Genomic DNA, 17715 nt, shown 5'->3' on the forward strand with positions numbered 1-17715 from the left:
TAAGAAAAAATTATTTTTTTTACAAAGCATGCCTTCATAACCCAACAAGCAATGGATACGGACATGGATATTTTAACTGAACTCGGAAAAATTCAATCCCCTGAAGATGCAATTGAGGTTTTTAAACAAAAAAAACTGGATGACTTCCAGCTTTCGCGAATTTTGAAAATCACCCATCCCGAAGTACTCAAAAGAATTGCCAATGCCGTCCTCGTCTGCAACCCGGACAAAGTCTTCGTGAACACCGGCTCGGAAGAAGACAGGGACTTTATCCGGCAGCTTGCCCTGGACAAGGGAGAAGAAAGTCCCCTGGCCATGGAAGGGCATACCGTTCATTTTGATCTGGCCGAGGAACAGGGAAGAATCGTGGACCGGACCTATTATATTGCCGATCCCCAGGATCAGGTTTCTTCCCTGGCCAACCGGATGGACCGGAATAAGGCCCTTGCCGATATCCAGTCCAATATGAAGGATATCATGAAGGGGATGACCATGGTGATCGGATTCTATGTGAGGGGTCCTGTCGGGTCCCGGGTATCCAATCCGGCCCTTGAGATCACCAGTTCCGTCTATGTCTGTCACAGTGCGGAACTCCTTTATAGAAACGCCTACGCCTCTTTCCAGGATGAAGTGGAGCGCCAGGGCCATTTTTTCACCAATATCCACTCCCAGGGTTTGAACCGGACCCAGGACCTGCCCAATGCCCGGGTATTCATGGACAGGCAGTACCAGACCACCTACAGTTTTAAATGCACCTATGCCGGGAATACCCTGCTTCTTAAAAAGGGAAATCATCGGTTTGCCGTGGACAAGGCCGTATATGAAAACCGGGGAAAAGAACTCTCCGAACACATGTTTATCACGGGTATCCACGGCCCGGGAAACCGGGTGACCTGGTGTGCGGGAGCCGCCCCCAGCGGATGCGGAAAAACCACCACGGCCATGGCCGGGAATGTTTTTGTGGGAGACGACCTGGCCCAGATGTGGATCGCCGACGATGGAAGCATCCGGTGTGTGAACCCTGAATCCGGTATATTCGGTATTGTGGAGGACGTGAATCTTGAGGGAGATCCCCTGCTCATGAAGATTCTCCGCAAACCCGGTTATGAGGTGATTTGGTCCAATGTGCTCATCGATGAAAATAAGGTTCCCCACTGGGTGGGAAACAACGAGCCCCGTCCGGAAAGGGGAATCAATTTCCAGGGGGAATGGTTTGAAGGGAAAACAGATAAAAACGGGAAGCCCGTTCCCCTGTCCCACCCCAATTCCAGGTGTACCCTGCGCTCCTCCTGCCTGGACAATTACTCCCCGGAAGCGGAAAATCCTCAAGGGGTCCTGACCCGGATGTTCACCTACAGCGGCAGGGATGCCGACACTATGCCCCCGGTATGGGTGGCCAAGGATACGGACCGGGGCGTGGTCATCGGGGCCTGTATCGTGTCTGCCGCAACCGCCACAGAGGTAGGCGCCTCAGGCGTCAAACGGGCTCCCTGGGCCAATGCCCCCTTTATTCCCGGCGCCCTGGGCGACTATATGGAGGCCCAGTTTGCCTTTTTCGGATCCCGGGATATCGCCTCTGAATACAAACCGGTCATGGCCGGGCTCAACTATTTTCTTACCCACAGGGCCCGGGGCGGAGATACGGACAAACTTCTGGGGGAAAAACGGGATGTCAAAGTATGGCTGGCCTGGCTGGAAAGATATGCCCATGGAGAGGTGGAGTTCCTTTCCACCCCCATCGGAAACCTGCCCGGATACCAGGACCTGAAAGTCCTTTTCAAAGATCTTATCGACAAGGATTATCCAAAGGATCTATACGACAGGCAGTTCTCCCTGTACACGGACAATATCATCCGCCGCATCGAACTCCAGGAAGAAGCCTATGCCAGGGAAGAGGGGATTCCCGAAAGACTATTCAAGATCCTGGCGGAGCAGAAATCCGATCTAACAAACCTGAAGGAAAAGTGCGGTTCCGTTATTCTTCCCGATGATTTGAAATAGGGCCTTTGATGTGGAACCGGTAAAATCCGGGAAAACAAGAGGATTTGACATAAGATACATTTAATATCAGCCCAACCCGATCTGCTTTGAAGGCTGCGGTGAAAAGAGTATTTTCCACCGGGTTTCTGATGCTTTCCTGGTAGGGGGGGGGGTATGGGAAATTCATCCGGCCTTACAAACCAAGCCAAATTGACCCGGGGAAATATCAAATGACGCAAATCGCCTGCATCGAGCTTTACCACGTCAGGATCCCTCTGGACAAACCCTTTTACCCGTCCTGGATTCCGGGGTATCCCCTCAGGGAAAATCGTTTCGACCTGGTCCGGGTCATCACCCGAAGCGGGATTGAAGGATTTTCAGCCGGCCCGGCCATTGCCCGGGAGAGGCAGGGACTCGGTCATCTCATCGCCCCCTATCTCATCGGCCATGATGCCGCGGACATTGATCTCATGCTCCAGCGTCTCCGGGAGGTATCCTATTTGGGGGTGCGGGCCGGCTGGATGGAACCGGCCTTCTGGGATATCAAAGGAAAATTTGAGAACAAACCCGTGTATGAACTGCTCGGGGGGAGAGCCGGACCTGTGGAGGTATATGCCTCCACAGGGGAGATCAGGAACGAGACCTCCAGGGTCTACGAAGCAGAGCAGCGGCTCGGGGAGGGATTCAAGACCATCAAGATCCGGGTCCATGATTTTGATGTGGAGACTGATATCCGGCATGTCAGGGCGGTGAAGGATGCCGTGGGCGACCGCATGGCCATCGGTGTGGATGCCAACCAGGGCTGGCGGGTGACCATCATCAACGACGCCCCCCTCTGGGATCTTTCCCGGGCCAGGTACTTTGCCGATGCCTGCGCGGACATGGGCATTGCCTGGCTGGAAGAGCCCCTTCCCATGGACGATTACAAGAGCCTTGCCGAACTGACCCGATACAGCAGGGTCCCCGTCGCCGGCGGAGAGATCCAGACCAACGGAAGGGCCGAGCTCAAGTATATGGTGGAGCAGAAATGTTACGATATTTTCCAGCCCGATGCCGTCATGACCGGGGGCATTGCCCATGCCCTGGAGGTGGCGGAACACTGCCGGGCCCACGGCCTGAAGTTCACCCCCCATACCTGGACCAACGGCATCGGATTTGCCGTAAACCTCAATGTTCTTCTGGCCTCGGGCTTTAACGGGGTCAAGCCCCTGGAATATCCCGTCAACCCTCCGTCCTGGACCGTGGAAAAAAGGGACGCCATTCTGAAAAAACCTTTTATGCACCAACGGGGAGTGATCACGCCTTCCCCGGATCCGGGGCTGGGTTTTGAAATCGATGGGGCCAGACTTAGAAAATACGGAACCCGCTTTTTTTCAATGAACAAAAGAAAGCTGATGTTCTATACCATAAAGGAGAAGGGCCTGTTCACGGCCCTGAAGATCAACTCAAACAGGAAGAAATACGGGGTGAAATCATCCTGAAAAGGATAAAGATCAGGCCCGTTCTACTCCTGTCAAACAGAGTTCCATGGGAGTAAACATAATTCCTTGATTTTCTGATCTTTTTCTTCTTGATTTTATTGCCTTTTCTGACTATGGTTATTTTTTTTATTCGCAAAGGCAAAGTGGATAAAGATTTTCAGCTGTGAGCTGTATAGTATATTTTTTTGAATGAGGAGGAAGGAATGACAAAGATCATCAATCGTGAGGAAATGGCCCAGGGGACCATTGTCATGAATGAAATAGAGGCTCCCCGCATATCCCGCAAGGCAAAGCCGGGGCAGTTCGTAATTCTCCAGGCCGATGAAACCGGCGAGAGAATTCCCTTGACTATGGCAGATACCAACCCGGAAAAAGGCACCATCACCATTATCTACATGGTCGTGGGCAAGTCCACGGCAAGGTTTGCCGAACTCAAAGTCGGGGAAGAGTACTTTGCCCTGATCGGTCCCCTGGGGGCACCCACCCATATTGAAAAGCTGGGCAAGGTGGTCTGCGTGGGGGGCGGAACCGGGATCGCCGTACTCCATCCCATCACCCGGGCCCTTAAAGAAGCCGGCAACGAGGTCACCACCATCCTGGGGGCCAGAAGCTATGACCTGCTCATCATGGAAGAGCAGATGACAAAGGCTTCCACCAACCTTCATATCTGCACCGACGACGGATCCCACGGTCACCACGGATTTGTCACCGACGTGTTAAAAGAGGTCCTGGAAAAAGGGGACATCGATCTGGTGGTGGCCATCGGCCCCATCCCCATGATGAAGTTCTGCAGCCTCATTACCAAGGAAAAGGGGGTCAAGACCCTGGTCAGCCTCAATCCCATCATGGTGGACGGCACGGGCATGTGCGGATGCTGCCGGGTCTCAGTCGGCGGGACCACCAAGTTCGCCTGTGTGGACGGCCCTGAGTTTGACGGTCACAAGGTTGATTTTGACGAACTGGCCAAGAGGCTGGCATCTTACCTTGAAGATGAAAAGGCAAGTATGGATGCTTTTCAAAAAAGCAAATAATTATGCATACGCCCCCAGGGGCTGATCATATGGAGGAATAAATGGCAAGCAAGAAAGAAAAAGCAGACCGGGCCGTCATGCCGGAGCAGGACCCGGATGTCAGAAGAAGAAATTTTATAGAAGTCCCCCTGGGACTTACCGAAGAAATGGCCATGGTTGAGGCGTCCAGATGCCTCCAGTGCAAAAAACCGGCCTGTGTGGAAGGGTGTCCGGTTTCCGTTCTCATCCCCGATTTTATCAAGTGCATTGCCGAGGGCGATTTTTCAGGGGCCGCCAACAAGCTCTGGGAAAGAAATGCCCTTCCGGCGGTATGCGGCAGGGTCTGTCCCCAGGAAGAGCAATGTGAAGGCCGCTGTATCGTGGGCAAAAAAGGAAAGCCGGTTGCCATCGGATATCTGGAAAGGTTTGCCGCCGATTATGAGCGGAAGAACGGCAAGGGCGGCGTCCCGGAAGTGGCAGAGAAAACCGGCAAGAAAGTAGCGGTTATCGGTTCGGGCCCCTCGGGTCTGACCGTGGCCGGGGATTTGCTGCTCAAGGGACACGATGTCACCATCTTTGAAGCCTTTCACAAACCGGGCGGGGTTCTGGTCTACGGCATCCCCGAGTTCAGGCTGCCCAAGGAGATCGTTGCCTCGGAAGTGGCCACCCTGGAAAAGATGGGGGCGGACATCCAATGTAATTCCGTGGTCGGGGCCTCGGTCACCATAGACGAATTGTTTGAGGAAGGGTATGACGCGGCCTATATCGGCGTGGGTGCAGGTCTTCCCAGGTTCATGAATCTGCCCGGCGAAAATCTCATCGGCATCTACTCGGCCAATGAGTACCTGACCCGGACCAACCTCATGAAGGGATATCTGTTCCCGGAATACGACACCCCCATTGCCCGGGGCAAGAACGTGGTGGTCCTTGGGGCCGGCAATGTGGCCATGGACTCGGCCAGGACAGCCATGCGCCTGGGTGCGGAATCCGTCAAGGTGGTATACCGGAGATCCAGGGAGGAAATGCCGGCAAGGAATGAAGAACTCCACCATGCGGAACAGGAAAAAATAGAATTTGTTCTCCTGACCAATCCCACCCAGTTTTTCGGAGATGACCAGGGCCGGCTCACGGGCATGGAATGCCTGAAAATGGAGCTGGGTGAGCCGGATGCATCGGGCCGGAGAAGACCGGTTCCCGTCGAAGGTTCCGAGTTCAGGATCGATACGGATCTGGTGGTGGTCTCCGTGGGCTCCAATGCCAATCCCCTGCTGACCAACACCACCCCGGACCTGGCCCTGAACCGCTGGGGAAATATCGTTGCCGATGAGAATACCGGCAAGACCTCCAAAAAAGGAGTCTGGGCCGGCGGCGACATCGTCACGGGAGCCGCCACGGTAATCCTGGCCATGGGCGCCGGCCGGGCTGCGGCCAACTCCATGCACGACTATCTGACCATCGGTTGGTAATCTGAAAACCAAACCAAACGGGCAGTGAATCCACAAGGATTCCCTGCCCGTTTTTTATTGCCGTGGCTATTGCCTATGGCCGTTCATTGCTACACTCTATTTTTGCATTTTCGAACCAAGAATAATGATCCCCGATATATAACTCTGGAGACCCTTTGACAGAGAGGTTCTCTTTATTGGAGAATATCCTCACAGCTATGCTATTTATAAACCCATTTTTCAGAAAAGCAGAATATAAGTATTATAAAATGCAACGTTAACGATTGCAGGTGGAGACCTCGGAGCACAGTATCGCGGGTTATAAATTGGATACCTTAACTATAAAGCAACTGGCCACACGTCTAATTCAGGGTCACATAATAGAATTTACACCAACCAACCACTATGTTGACTTGTTCTTTGAAATCCTCGCTCCAATTCTTCCAAGTGCGGGGCTCATTTATTTTGCCCCTGATAGTGTAAGTTTTGTTCGAGCCACCACCTTCTTTAAAATGCAAATGGGCTTCTTTAGGCTTATCTATCGTACCAAGTAAATGCAGATGAGGGGCCTTTCTTCGATTGCCATTAGGATAAATAGCATCCTTAGGCAATGATTGGCCTATATCCCATCCTTCTAACTTATTTAATACTGAGCCAAATCCTGCCATCGAAACCTCCTTCCCTTGATTTGTCAGCATATTTTTGTATATCTGACAATCCATTCATTTCTTTCTACCCAAAAATAAGGTAAATAGTTGTTGCGGATCCGCTTATCCCTTATTATTCGACAGTTAACCGCATATCCTGAAAATTTTGATGATGACCAACCAAGTGAAGACAGCTTGAACGAAACCAGAGAAACAATTTTATTGGAGAATATCCTTACTTTATGTCTTTTGCAAGATCATTTTCCGAAAAGCAGGATACTATTATATCTTCCTGAATACCAAAAGAGTATCCGCAGTTGACGCAGATTCGCGCAGATTTTTTTCCCTTATCTTCATCGGCGTTCATCTCACATCCCGGACAGTTGCAGCCCGTTGGGTTATTCCTAAAAACCTTCAACCTTCAGTCCATCCACCTTCATACCTATACAATCCCCAGATCAATGGCCTTGATAACCTCCTTGGCCTCCTTGAACCCATGATCCTTGTCCAGGGCCTTCTGGAAATAGGATCTGGCCTTTGTGGAATCTTTCATGTCCAGGTAAAGCCGGCCGATATTGTAGTAGATATAGGGCTCGTCCGGATGGACTTTCAAGGCCTTTTTGTATTGGCCCAGGGCCTGCTTGATATCCCCTTTTTTCCGGTGGAGCACCCCCAGAGTATTGAACACGTTCAGGGAGTTTGACCCCGATTCCAGGATCTCGTTGAGCAGTTCCTCTGCCGAGCCCAGTTTATCCGTGTCCATGTAGATTTCAGCCGCCACATGGAGGCATTCCTCGGCCTTTTTACCATCTCCCATGGCCTTGTACGCCCGGGCCATGGCTTCATAGGCCCTGATAAAGAGGCGGTCCAGCTGGGTGGCCATGGTAAAGGCCTCAATGGCTTCGCTGTGGAGGTTTTGATTGGTTTTAATATATCCGATGTTAAAATAATATTCCGGATTTTCCTTTTGATTGACCAGGGTGTTGAAAACAGTCAATGCCTTTTCATATTCCCCGGACTCAATGAGTTCAAGGCCTTGCTCATAGGTCTTTTCCGCCTTGACAATGGCCGGATCCTTGGTCTTGCACATGGCCATGGTCAATTTTTTCTCCAGGGTGTCTTTATCATAGGGGATTACCAGAAGGCCGGTGACTCCGATCTGGCCGGCCCGGAGCACTTTGATCTTGGTAAAGGCATCATGGGTGAGAAAAAAAGGAAGATCTGCCAGGCTGTCCTCCCTTCTCAGTATCTTTAACAGGGCAAGCCCGGACATCTCTTCCATGTCATAGGAGGAGATCACACAGTCAAATTCTTTTGATTTCAGCAATGCCCAGGCATTTCCCCCGCCGTGGACGGGCAGAAGGTCTTCAAACCCGATCTCGTTCAGGGTCTGGATCAGCTCTTGTCTTTCCTCTTCTTTTTCATTGACCACCAGGATCGATGTGGATGTCATAAGGGCCTTCCTATAATTTGTCCAGAACAGGACGTTTTCGGTCCGCAACTCCCATGCCCGGGAAGGAACCGCTTTCCATTTTCTTCCTGATTTCATATACGGCATCCGGGTCATGCCGGGATGCCAATTGAAAAAAATTCAGTTTTGGGCTGTCCCCCATATGGGGGGATATTTTCCGGGCAACGGCCCGGTACCGTTCTTCAGCGGTTTTTTGGGCCTCATCAAACGTAAGGGCTTCCAGAAAGAGCTCCCCCCATGAGTTCAGGGCCAGGATCTCTGCCCTTTTAAGGATAGAAATTTCCTTATTCTCCTCATAGATCAGAAGGATCAGAAGTTTTACCCAGGAGGCCTTTTTCTCAAATACTTCTTCGGACAGGGGTTTGACGGGCTGGAGAGCCATGTAAAGGCGGTCCGGCTCCACAGGTTCGGCATGGCTTTCAAAGATTTTTTGGGGAACATCTATTTTTACGGAGGTCCGCATTCGGTCGTAAAGCTGGTTTTCAAGGATCCATCCCCAGACTCCCAGAAAAGAGGAATCCTGATGAAGTTTTCCGGGCAGGGGCTGGCCTGACAGATATCCGGACAGATACCATCCCCGGTATTTTTTCTGCTGTAAGATGAACAGGGTAAAGGTCTGCCTCCGAAGATAGATTGAACATTCGGCAATTTTTCCCGGGCCGTGGTTCAGGCATGCCGCAGCCCTGTGGGAAAGAATTAAAAAATTTCTCTTCTCTCCGGCCGGAATCGTCTCTTTGGATTTTTCATCCCCAGGACTTTGTTTTGCCAGCTTGACCATCTGTTCCAGCCGGGAGATAATGGTTTTTTCCAAAAGCTGTTTTTCAGGCTCTGCCCATTTCCCATAGGACAGGAGTTTGTTGACCTGGGTCTGGTTGAGATTCCATTCCCGGATATACCGGTCGAGCAATGCTTTTTTCGGGGATCCCGGTTCCGGAGCCTTGATATCGGGATAGCTGCAGAGTCTGAAAAATACGGCGTTCTTGATCAAGTTAAGGTTCCCGGGATCTTCTTTTTGGTGATATTTGATGATCCTGTCAAAGAGCAGTCGATAGGGATCGGCCCGGTAATCGTCAATGCCTGCCTTCGCATACCCGGCTTTGATTTCGTCGCACAGGAGCCGGTTGCTTCCCCAGGTTTCGGTCCGGTAGGAGAAAATCATGGACGCCTTGATCAGGGCCTTGACCGGATCTTCCCTTGATTTGCAGATATGCCACAAAACGCCTTTCAGGATATCCTGGTGGCCGGGGGATTCCACCATGCCAAGATCGATAAACCCCTGGGACAGGTTTTCCAGGGCCGGAACAGATGAAATGCTTTTGATTAAATGGGTATATGTCTGAACATCGCTCCCGGCAGGAATCAGGGCCCAGAAGGGAATCTTGCCGGCGATCATCAAAAAGGTTCTGTAAAATTCTTCCTTGAGAAAAACCTTCGGCGCGGTAATGGTCTCCCGGGCTTTAAATCCGGCATAGATATTCTTTTGGATATCGGCCTGGTCCATGATGAAAAAGGTGACTTCCTGGTGATGGGTTTCCCGGGCGAATTTTACGATCTTATTGAGTTTTTTTTCCAGGTTATAGTACCGGGTTTCGGAAAATGCTTTTTTGTCGATGATGATCCAATAATCAAAATCAGAGGCTGCGGACTGGGTAAAGGTTCCCAGGCTGCCGATATGATAAAACCCCAGTACACATGGATCCTCTGCCCGGGATTGGAGGATTTCCTTTTCAGACATGAGGTTCTGGCTCAGGATCTCTTTATAAAATCCGGACCGTTCAAACTTGTAGATGCCGTGGGCCGGTTCCCCGGCTTCAACGTATCCGGGCATTTCCGGTGTGTTGATATGGATGAGAAAAGGAATTTTTATGAAAAGCGACAGGCTGGATCCGGAAAGGTATCTTAGGGCTTCCCGCATTCTGACGATATTGTAGTTTGAAAAATGGGATTTGAGTTCCAGAATCCGTTTTTCCAGTTTTTTAAATGAATCTTTTTCTTGCTCCATGTCCGGTCCGGTATGTCCATTATAGGATAAATTAATTGAAAACCGCCTATAAAAAGGCTAAGATATGATCATGGGTATTATAAGGGTTAATTCTTGTTGTTTTCAAGCTTAATTTAAATGTGGAGTTTTAATGGGAGAATCTAAGATCCCCCATTCAGGTATTGAGCTGGATGCCATTGACCTGTCCAATCTGAACCCCCAGTCACCGGGTAAAGATCCGGGAAAGATTCCATCCAATCCGGACGATTACAGGATTTTCGTCAACGGCATGCTCAAGAAGATGAAGGGCCAGGAGTCCTTTTTATCCTTTTCCCGCCAACTCAACGACGTGAATCAGATCCTGGTTATGAAGTATTCATCGGCCCAGGACATTGCAGATGTGATTCTCAAGGATATGGCCCTGACCTCAAAGGTGTTGAAACTGGTGAATTCGTCCTTTTACCGTCATTTTTCCTCCAAGGGCATTTCTACGATTTCAGAGGCCATGATCATTCTGGGTACCGATGAGATCCGCTCCCTTGCCGCCAGCATAAAAATTTATGAGATGATGCAGGAAATGGCCAACTCCCGGATTCTCAAGGAAATGACCCTAAAGGGGCTTCAAAGAAGCATCATGGCAAGGCAGATGGCAGATGAAGGCGGGTTCAGGGATCCGGATGTGATCCAGATCAGCGCCATGATCCATGATTTTGGAGAATATTTGGTGGTTCTTCTGGCCCCGGAAAAATATATTCAGGTTGAATTGGTCATGGAGGCAAAGGGAATGGACCAGCAGGAAGCCGCAAAATCCGTTCTGGGACTGACCTATACCGATCTTGGACGCATTGTCGCCTCCAAGCTGAATATGCCGGAAAATATCGTCCAGACCATGCTGCCCTTTACCCGGAAAAACATGCAGAACGAATCCATGACCCGGGAGGAAGAACAAAGATGCATCTGTTCCTTTACCCGGGAATTGTGCGATATCCCCATGAACGGCCAGGGTAATGAAACAGACCAAGAGACCGGTTATGTGGCGGCCAGATACAATAGACTGCTTGGGGTCGACCTGCCAAAGGCCCTGGAATTGATCCGGACCTCCCGGGAAAAACTGGCCAAAAACGCCAGCCTCTGGCAGATCGAAATCCAAGAGGAGGAGGGTGCCGGAACCTCTTCTTCAAGCGGGGTAAAAGAGAAAGCCGCCCTGAAGGACGGCTTAAAATCCCTCAAGCACAGCCTGGATACGAAACGGGACATCCATGAGACCCTGACCCAGATCCTGGATCTGCTTTTTACCAATTTTTATTTTACCCAGGTTGCCATCTGCATCCGCCAGAAGGAAACCCCTTCCATGCAGGCCCGGTATGCAAAGGGGGGACGGTTTGAACGCCTGCTGGACAATTTGTCATTTGAGTTTGCCCGGTCCGAAGATGTGTTCAGCGATGCCGTCCTGAAAAAAAAGGATATTGTTGTCCGGGATATCCAGGGAAAAAAGTATAAGAGCAGGATCCCGGAATGGTATACCCAAAAGATCATGGCAGACAACAATATTTCGGGTTTTGCCGTATTCCCGGTCCAGGTGAACAATCGGGATATCGCCCTCATCTATGTCAGCTGGAAGGATGCGGCCCTGGCCATGACCCGGAAAACCACGGAGTATCTGCAGCTGATCCGGGAATTGATGGCAAAGGCCTTTGTCCGCTGTTCCCGGTCGGCAGGCCCCTGAGGATTCCCGGTTTTTCCTTGTATTCTCTGCAAATTCTTTGCAATGGGTCCCATATTAAAATTGACAATCATTCCCATCCCATCTATAAAGCATCTGCTTGAAAAACGGCCAGGATTTCAGACAGAAGATAAGGAAAGATAATGGATTGTTGGGTTTGCGTGGACGATACGGACATGCCGGGAACCGAAGGAACCGGGCGTATGATCCAGAGAATATGCGGGACATTGGAACAAGAAAAAATGGGAGTCAGCGCTCCCATCAGCCGCCACCAGCTCTTTGTCCATGAGAATATCCCTTTTACCTCCCACAACTCCGCCATGGCTTTTAAAGTTCATTTGGCGAAAAATCAGAGTCTGCCCCGATTCATAGAATTCATGGCTGAGAGGATTGAATTTTTATCCCGGAAAGGGTCTGATCCCGGTCTGGCAGTGACCCTTCCCATGGGTCCGGAAGACCAGGGGCGGCTCATTGATTTCGGGAAAAGGGCCAAGCAGGAAATCTTATCCAAGGAAGCTGCCCAGGGGCTTGCCCGGGAACTTGGCATCCATCTGTCCGAGCACGGCGGAACCGGGCAGGGGATCATCGGAGCCCTGGCCGGGCTGGGACTGCGACTTTCCGGAGATGACGGGCGTTACCGGGGGTGGTATCACCTGGGAAGACCCGGTGAAATTCTCCAGGTGGGAACCCTGTGCAGCCTGCCTTTCATCGACAGGCTGGTCACAAGGTCCGGCAAGGCATTGATGCCTGAAGAAAAGGTCAGTATTGGATCTGAAAAAACCAAAACCGTGCGTCTGGATCACGGGCAGGTGGTCGTGGTCTTTCCCAACGAAGAGGCCGGGCAGACCGGCATTCTTTACCGAACCATTACCAAGGAAGAGTCAAGACAATACTGAGCCTTAGGCTTCAGAAAATCGAAATTCCCTGCAAAATCCGGATTCAGAAAATTGGGGGTTTTACCCCCTAGGCGGCCGGTTTGATAAATACCTTATGATCCACCAGGGAAAGGGAATGGATCTCTCCCTTGATGAATTTCTGTTCTCCGAAGATGGATACCAGGCGGATGCCGTCTTCATCCGGTTCAACCTTGTCCACAGCCTCCATGACCAGGGTTTCCCCGTCTTCTTTCAATAGATATGCATTTGCTTCACACATGGTTTGGCTCCTCAATATTTATAAATCGAGTTTTTTACAAAAAGTTCATATGGGATTCGATCAGCTCATCCACCAGAAGGGGAAGGGGCAGACCGGTCAGTCCCACAATTCCGATATTTTCCTGGCTCAAGGGGAGAAGGATCTTCCTGGCCCGGGACAGACTCACGGCCTCTGCCATCTCCCGGGTAACCTCACCCATCATGGCATGGGGCATGATGATTCCCACCGGACCGATGATCACGTCGGCCCGCTTTACGGTCTGGACAATGGCGTTGGAGCCGGAAGCCCCCCGGTTGGCCCTGGCCTTGAGCATCTGGGCCGTGGCAATGGCATTGGTTCCCAGAGCGATCACCTCTATTTTCTCCTCAAAGCGTTCCTTGAGCTTTTTGATCACAACCGAGCCGATGCCTCCGCCCTGGCCGTCAATGACACAGATTCTTTTTTCCATATCCATACGCGTTTCTTTTCTCTGATGTGATTTGGGTTATCCCGATAAAAGATCCCTTACCCGTCGCTGGATTTTCTGTTCTACCCTGTCCGGGGAAGCATTCCCGTCGATAACGGCAATGGTCTCCCGGGTTTTAAGTTTTTCAAAGGCCGTGAAATAATTTTTCCTGACCTGTTTCATTATCCCGATTTTTTCATACATGTCAAAGGATTTGCGTCCGGATTTGATTCGTTCCAGGCAGATATCCGGGTCCACGTCTATAAATATATTCAGATCCGGCCTCAGTATTTCAGCGTTCTGGGCGTTCAGCCCGATGACCCAGTCCATGTCCATATACATGGCATGGTAGGCATAGGAGGAAAAATAATACCGGTCACAAAGAACGATCCGGCCCTGGTCCACCAGGGCTTTGATTCCGTTTTCCCTGTTGAGAAGATGATCGGTCCGGTCTGCGGCAAACAAGGCGGCAATGGTCCGCTGGTCGATTTCCACCCGCCCTTCCAGCATCTGGCGGACCAGAGATCCCACCGGGCCCTGACTCGGCTCAAAGGTTAAAATCACATCCTGGTTTTCGGTCTGGAGCAGGCTGTGAAGCCTTTTGACCTGGGTGGATTTACCGGATCCGTCTATACCCTCGAAAACAATAAATTTTCCTTTTTCTGCCAATGGATTCCCCCAACGATTGATTGATCCGGCCTGATTGGACGGCCAAAAATCCCAAGCATGCCTTATACCAGTATCTCATCTGCTTGGCAAATCCAAAAGGAGATATTGGATTGAATAAAGGGTGCCTAGGACCGGTTTCCGGCCGAGAAGAGAATGGCATGGGGATCGTTATCGGAAAAGGGTCTGCCAAGGCTGATACTCCCCTGTCCCACCATGGTCCAGTCCCTGTGATGGAGATGGATGTCCATGCCGTCATAGGCATGGCTGCCCGGGATGGTATTGATGTAAGAGCCGTTGGTGCTGTGGTCCACAAAGACAAGTTCATCGTACCGGCTCTCGATTCTGGCATGGGACCGGGATGCCGTTTCCGAGGCAACCAAAATGTGGCTGTCCGGACCCCTGCCAAAGATAAACGGGGTATCTTTCTCTTTGACCACGATTTTCTGATTTTCAAAGGTCAGCACGACTTGGGCACTGGACATTGGCCGGTCATGGGTCATGGGGACCGTGAAAATGGCCGTTGCATCTTCCTGGTTCCAGAGGATTTCAACCGTATCCAGAGGTTTGGATTTGCCTTTGACCCTGGCACGGGGCAAGGGCCGGCAGAGAGTTCTTTTTTCTTCGGATAGATCTTCCAGGGTTTTCCGTGTGGTGACAATCTGTCCCGCCCGGGCAAGGGAGGTCAGGCGGGCCGCCACATTCACGGTGTCACCGTAGGGTTTTCCCTGGTCCAGTTCAGCCCGGCCCCTGCAAAAACCGATGTGTACTCTTACTTTCTGGCCGCAGGAGGTGTTTGAAAAGCAAAAATGCTTCTGGATGGAACAGGCGCAGTTGACCGCGTCCAGGGAATGCTCAAACCAGGCCATGATCTCGTCCCCGATCACCTGGACCGTCATTCCCTGGTTTGCCTTGACAAGTTTTGCAATGGAGCCCAGGCTTTCCATGATACACTCATGGGCCATGCTGTCCCCCAGGAGTTCATGCATCCGGGTGCTGCCGGAAATATCCGCAAAAAAAATGATCAGTTCATGGGATTTTTTCCGTTTTTGACCCTTAAGCCGTGATTTGTCCGTGAAAAAGGTTTTTAAAATTGACATCCCGGTATCCTTGACTAAATATGGAATGATGTCCGATGATATTAATAACTTTGGATATATTGCCTGTCAAGGGGAATCCGGTTCATTCACCCGTAAGAACCCTTTTGTCCGGGAATGAACCCAATTCTTCTTCCCGGAGAAATAAAATTCTGGATTTAAAGCAAACTGTCCTTACCTTTACAGCAGGGGCGTTCTTATCATGGAGCTCTGGGGCTCCCCCACAAAAAGGAGTCGATTATGACCTATGAAGAACTTGTGGACAATTTTCGGTCCAAAAAAGTGTTTATCTATGGAAAAAGTGTGGTTCAGATTGTGGATATGAAGACCTATGCCGATTCCCATGGGACCAAAACGGATTTTATTTTTCAGACCGACCGTCAGAATCGGGGTATTATTACCCGGGAGCACGGCAACGGTGTGCCTGAGAACTTTGCCCGGTTAGACCGGAAAAAACTTCAATTGGAAGAAGATATCCTGGCTGCCCTTACCCCCCTGGTGGAAAAGTTCAGAAGGGAAACCGGTTCAGCACCCAAGGGTATAAAAATTCATACATCGGCTGTTGGATCTGACAATAGAAAACTGGTCGACTATTCCGTGGATGCCTGTACCGTGGACCTGGACGTTCACCGTCCCGGAGTCGATGGGGAAGAATAGAAGGCTCAATCCGGGACCGGCTATGGTTTTGCCGGGCAGGGGTTTACTGGCATGTGAAGCGGAGACCCCTTGACCTTGCCAATTGAAAAGGCATTTAACCGTTGAGACTGTCATTGTCGGGATAGATAAAAGTGGGGATGTCACATCAAAGGCATTGTTGGTGAAGGTACTTTTTTTCGTCCGTTGAACTATTGTCAGAGACGGTGTTTGCCTGATCTTGATTCGATCCTTAGAATGCATGACTCTCAAAAAGAAATTTTCTATATCATTCAAAAAATTTATTAAAACTATCAATTAGACCCCCGGCTCCCATCCATGGTAGCAGTTCACAATCATGAAAATCGTGGACTGGGCCTATAGAGTGTGCTGCTGGATATTGGGTGTCGTATTTATCTATGCCGGCACCACAAAACTATTTTCCCCCCGGGTGTTTGCCGTTCTCATTGAGGCTTACGGAATCGTTCCCGATGTTCTGCTGATGCCTGTGGCTGTTTTTTTACCGGCCCTGGAGGTGGCTGCGGGAATTGGAATCCTCTTTGATGTCAAGGGCAGCCTGGCTGCGATTTCTGGACTGGTGGTGATGTTTCTGCTGATCCTGGGATACGGCATCCACATGGGTCTGGATGTGGACTGTGGCTGTTTCGGACCGGAAGATCCCGAAGCCCTGGCTTTCCACGGATTAAGATCAGCGTTTAACCGGGACCTGGGGCTGATGGCCGGAGTCGTCTTTGCTTATGCCTGGCGGAGATACAGGGGGATCGCCCCGAAATCCCTTACCCGTTATCTGAAGATTTCAAAAATTATAAAAAAGGAGAACCTGGCATGAAAAAATTGACCTGGATAGTAAAACTGGCATTTATCGGAAGTCTGATCATGGGAGTTGCCTCCCCGGCATCTGCATTCCTGGACAATAAATTTGAAAAAGAGGTGGAAAAGGAAGCCGGGGCCGTTAAACTGGTGCGGGAGATCCAGCGGGGCGGCTACGATGTGGTCAAAACCGATGAACTTAAAAAATGGATTGATGGGGGCAGGGATATGATCATCGTAGATACCATGCCCTATGAAGCCAGCTATAAGAAAAATCATATCCCCGGGGCTGTCCAGTTTCTCTTTCCCATACCGGATATGAAAGAATGGGATACAAAGGAGACGGACGGGAAATCCCAGGCCGATTTTGAGAAACTTCTGGGACCGGATAAAAACAAGACCATCGTGATCTACTGCGGGTTTGTAAAATGTACCCGGAGCCATAACGGAGCTGCCTGGGCAAAGAAACTGGGATATAAAAACGTCTTTCGCCACCCGGGTGGAATCTTTGCCTGGAAGGGCGCTGAATACGAGGCGGAAGGATCAAACTAGACCCTCTATTTTCCATGCAGATCTTACCCACAGATTTCAGCAGGATGGATCCTGAAGTTGAGAGCCTGGTCATCCGGTTGAAAGACCATGCCAGAAACCTCTATGAGACCCGGCAGCTTCTCTGTTCCGAAGCTGTCCTGGTCGCTCTCAACCAGGGCCTTTCCGGCGGGCTCACCGAGGACCAGGCCGTGACCATGGCTGCCCCCTTCTGCGTGGCCATGGGAGACAGCGGCTGCCTCTGCGGAGCCCTGAGCGGGGCTGTGCTGGCCGCCGGGCTGTTCATGGGAAACGACCGTCCCTATTCCCACCGCAAAGAAATGCGGGAAAGCGGCCTGACCCTCCATAATGCTTTCCGGGCAGCCCACGGCGCCACCTGCTGCCGGGTCCTTTCCAAATCAGTCAGACACGATAAAAAGGCCCATTTTAACCAATGTGCCGAGTTCACGGCCAATGCAGCGGAAATGGCTGCCAGGCTGATCCTGGAAAACCGGCCGGACCTGGCCAGGGCCGCAGCCGGCCAGCCCCTCCCTGTCCATCACGGCAAAATCGGCGGACTCCTGAAAAAGCTTTTTAAACGCCTTTCCTAATCCTCTTGCTA

The 17715-nt window shown here is 50.9% G+C and carries 18 protein-coding genes; 10 read left to right on the top strand and 8 right to left on the bottom strand.

The window, feature by feature from the left end:
- Positions 1-63 precede the first annotated feature (63 nt).
- The 4 genes from F608_RS0123080 to gltA all read left to right on the top strand — a co-directional run bounded on the left by F608_RS0123080 (position 64) and on the right by gltA (position 5937).
- On the top strand, positions 64-2001 hold the full coding sequence (locus F608_RS0123080; RefSeq protein ID WP_022668086.1) for a phosphoenolpyruvate carboxykinase (GTP): 1938 nt from the start codon (positions 64-66) through the stop codon (positions 1999-2001).
- A 209-nt stretch (positions 2002-2210) separates the two neighbouring features.
- Positions 2211-3461: a mandelate racemase/muconate lactonizing enzyme family protein gene (locus F608_RS0123090; RefSeq protein WP_022668088.1), complete on the top strand. Its 1251-nt coding sequence runs from the start codon at positions 2211-2213 to the stop codon at positions 3459-3461.
- Positions 3462-3664: 203 nt separating this feature from the next.
- Positions 3665-4492, top strand: a complete 828-nt coding sequence (locus F608_RS0123095) for a sulfide/dihydroorotate dehydrogenase-like FAD/NAD-binding protein (protein ID WP_022668089.1) — start codon at positions 3665-3667, stop codon at positions 4490-4492.
- Between the two features lie 41 nt (positions 4493-4533).
- Complete coding sequence (gene gltA, locus F608_RS0123100) at positions 4534-5937, top strand: NADPH-dependent glutamate synthase (protein ID WP_022668090.1); 1404 nt, start codon at positions 4534-4536, stop codon at positions 5935-5937.
- Between the two features lie 341 nt (positions 5938-6278).
- Here the strand turns inward: gltA and F608_RS0123105 are convergent, their stop codons facing one another.
- From F608_RS0123105 to F608_RS0123120, 4 genes are all read right to left on the bottom strand, one after another.
- A complete protein-coding gene (locus tag F608_RS0123105) occupies positions 6279-6584 on the bottom strand; it encodes a hypothetical protein (protein ID WP_022668091.1) in 306 nt (101 codons plus the stop codon).
- 214 nt (positions 6585-6798) lie between these two features.
- Positions 6799-6930 (bottom strand): hypothetical protein, encoded by a 132-nt coding sequence (locus F608_RS37210; RefSeq protein ID WP_022668092.1) that lies wholly within the window; start codon positions 6928-6930, stop codon positions 6799-6801.
- Positions 6931-7005: 75 nt separating this feature from the next.
- Positions 7006-8016, bottom strand: a complete 1011-nt coding sequence (locus F608_RS0123115; RefSeq protein ID WP_022668093.1) for a tetratricopeptide repeat protein — start codon at positions 8014-8016, stop codon at positions 7006-7008.
- Positions 8017-8026: 10 nt separating this feature from the next.
- Positions 8027-10036, bottom strand: coding sequence for a class I adenylate cyclase (locus F608_RS0123120; RefSeq protein ID WP_022668094.1), 2010 nt, complete (start codon positions 10034-10036; stop codon positions 8027-8029).
- Positions 10037-10166: 130 nt separating this feature from the next.
- On the opposite strand from F608_RS0123120, the gene F608_RS0123125 reads away from it, so the two are divergent.
- Both F608_RS0123125 and F608_RS0123130 read left to right on the top strand, forming a co-directional pair.
- Positions 10167-11741 (top strand): HDOD domain-containing protein, encoded by a 1575-nt coding sequence (locus F608_RS0123125; protein WP_022668095.1) that lies wholly within the window; start codon positions 10167-10169, stop codon positions 11739-11741.
- Positions 11742-11881: 140 nt separating this feature from the next.
- The gene (locus tag F608_RS0123130; RefSeq protein ID WP_022668096.1) at positions 11882-12634 is read left to right on the top strand and encodes a hypothetical protein; all 753 of its coding nucleotides are present in this window, start codon (positions 11882-11884) and stop codon (positions 12632-12634) included.
- A gap of 67 nt (positions 12635-12701) precedes the next feature.
- On the opposite strand, the gene F608_RS0123135 is transcribed toward F608_RS0123130, so the two are convergent.
- From F608_RS0123135 to F608_RS0123150, 4 genes are all read right to left on the bottom strand, one after another.
- Entirely contained in the window at positions 12702-12893 is a 192-nt protein-coding gene (locus tag F608_RS0123135) for a CooT family nickel-binding protein (protein WP_022668097.1), read from the bottom strand.
- A gap of 34 nt (positions 12894-12927) precedes the next feature.
- Complete coding sequence (locus F608_RS0123140) at positions 12928-13347, bottom strand: DUF3842 family protein (protein WP_022668098.1); 420 nt, start codon at positions 13345-13347, stop codon at positions 12928-12930.
- Between the two features lie 30 nt (positions 13348-13377).
- Positions 13378-14007, bottom strand: coding sequence for a dTMP kinase (gene tmk, locus F608_RS0123145; RefSeq protein ID WP_022668099.1), 630 nt, complete (start codon positions 14005-14007; stop codon positions 13378-13380).
- 125 nt (positions 14008-14132) lie between these two features.
- Positions 14133-15104 carry an adenylate/guanylate cyclase domain-containing protein gene (locus F608_RS0123150; RefSeq protein WP_022668100.1) on the bottom strand — a complete coding sequence of 324 codons (972 nt, stop codon included), beginning with the start codon at positions 15102-15104 and terminating at the stop codon, positions 14133-14135.
- 237 nt (positions 15105-15341) lie between these two features.
- Between F608_RS0123150 and F608_RS0123155 the strand changes: the two genes are divergently transcribed.
- The 4 genes from F608_RS0123155 (at position 15342) to F608_RS33100 (ending at position 17704) form a co-directional block, all read left to right on the top strand.
- Positions 15342-15758, top strand: coding sequence for a hypothetical protein (locus tag F608_RS0123155; RefSeq protein WP_022668102.1), 417 nt, complete (start codon positions 15342-15344; stop codon positions 15756-15758).
- A 334-nt stretch (positions 15759-16092) separates the two neighbouring features.
- Positions 16093-16584 carry a MauE/DoxX family redox-associated membrane protein gene (locus tag F608_RS0123160; protein WP_022668103.1) on the top strand — a complete coding sequence of 164 codons (492 nt, stop codon included), beginning with the start codon at positions 16093-16095 and terminating at the stop codon, positions 16582-16584.
- Entirely contained in the window at positions 16581-17117 is a 537-nt protein-coding gene (locus F608_RS0123165; protein ID WP_022668104.1) for a rhodanese-like domain-containing protein, read from the top strand. The genes F608_RS0123160 and F608_RS0123165 overlap by 4 nt, the downstream gene beginning before the upstream one ends.
- 44 nt (positions 17118-17161) lie before the next feature.
- A complete protein-coding gene (locus F608_RS33100; RefSeq protein ID WP_161626891.1) occupies positions 17162-17704 on the top strand; it encodes a C-GCAxxG-C-C family protein in 543 nt (180 codons plus the stop codon).
- Positions 17705-17715 lie beyond the last annotated feature (11 nt).

Origin of the sequence: Desulfospira joergensenii DSM 10085, assembly GCF_000420085.1 — a bacterium.
GTDB lineage: Bacteria > Desulfobacterota > Desulfobacteria > Desulfobacterales > Desulfobacteraceae > Desulfospira > Desulfospira joergensenii.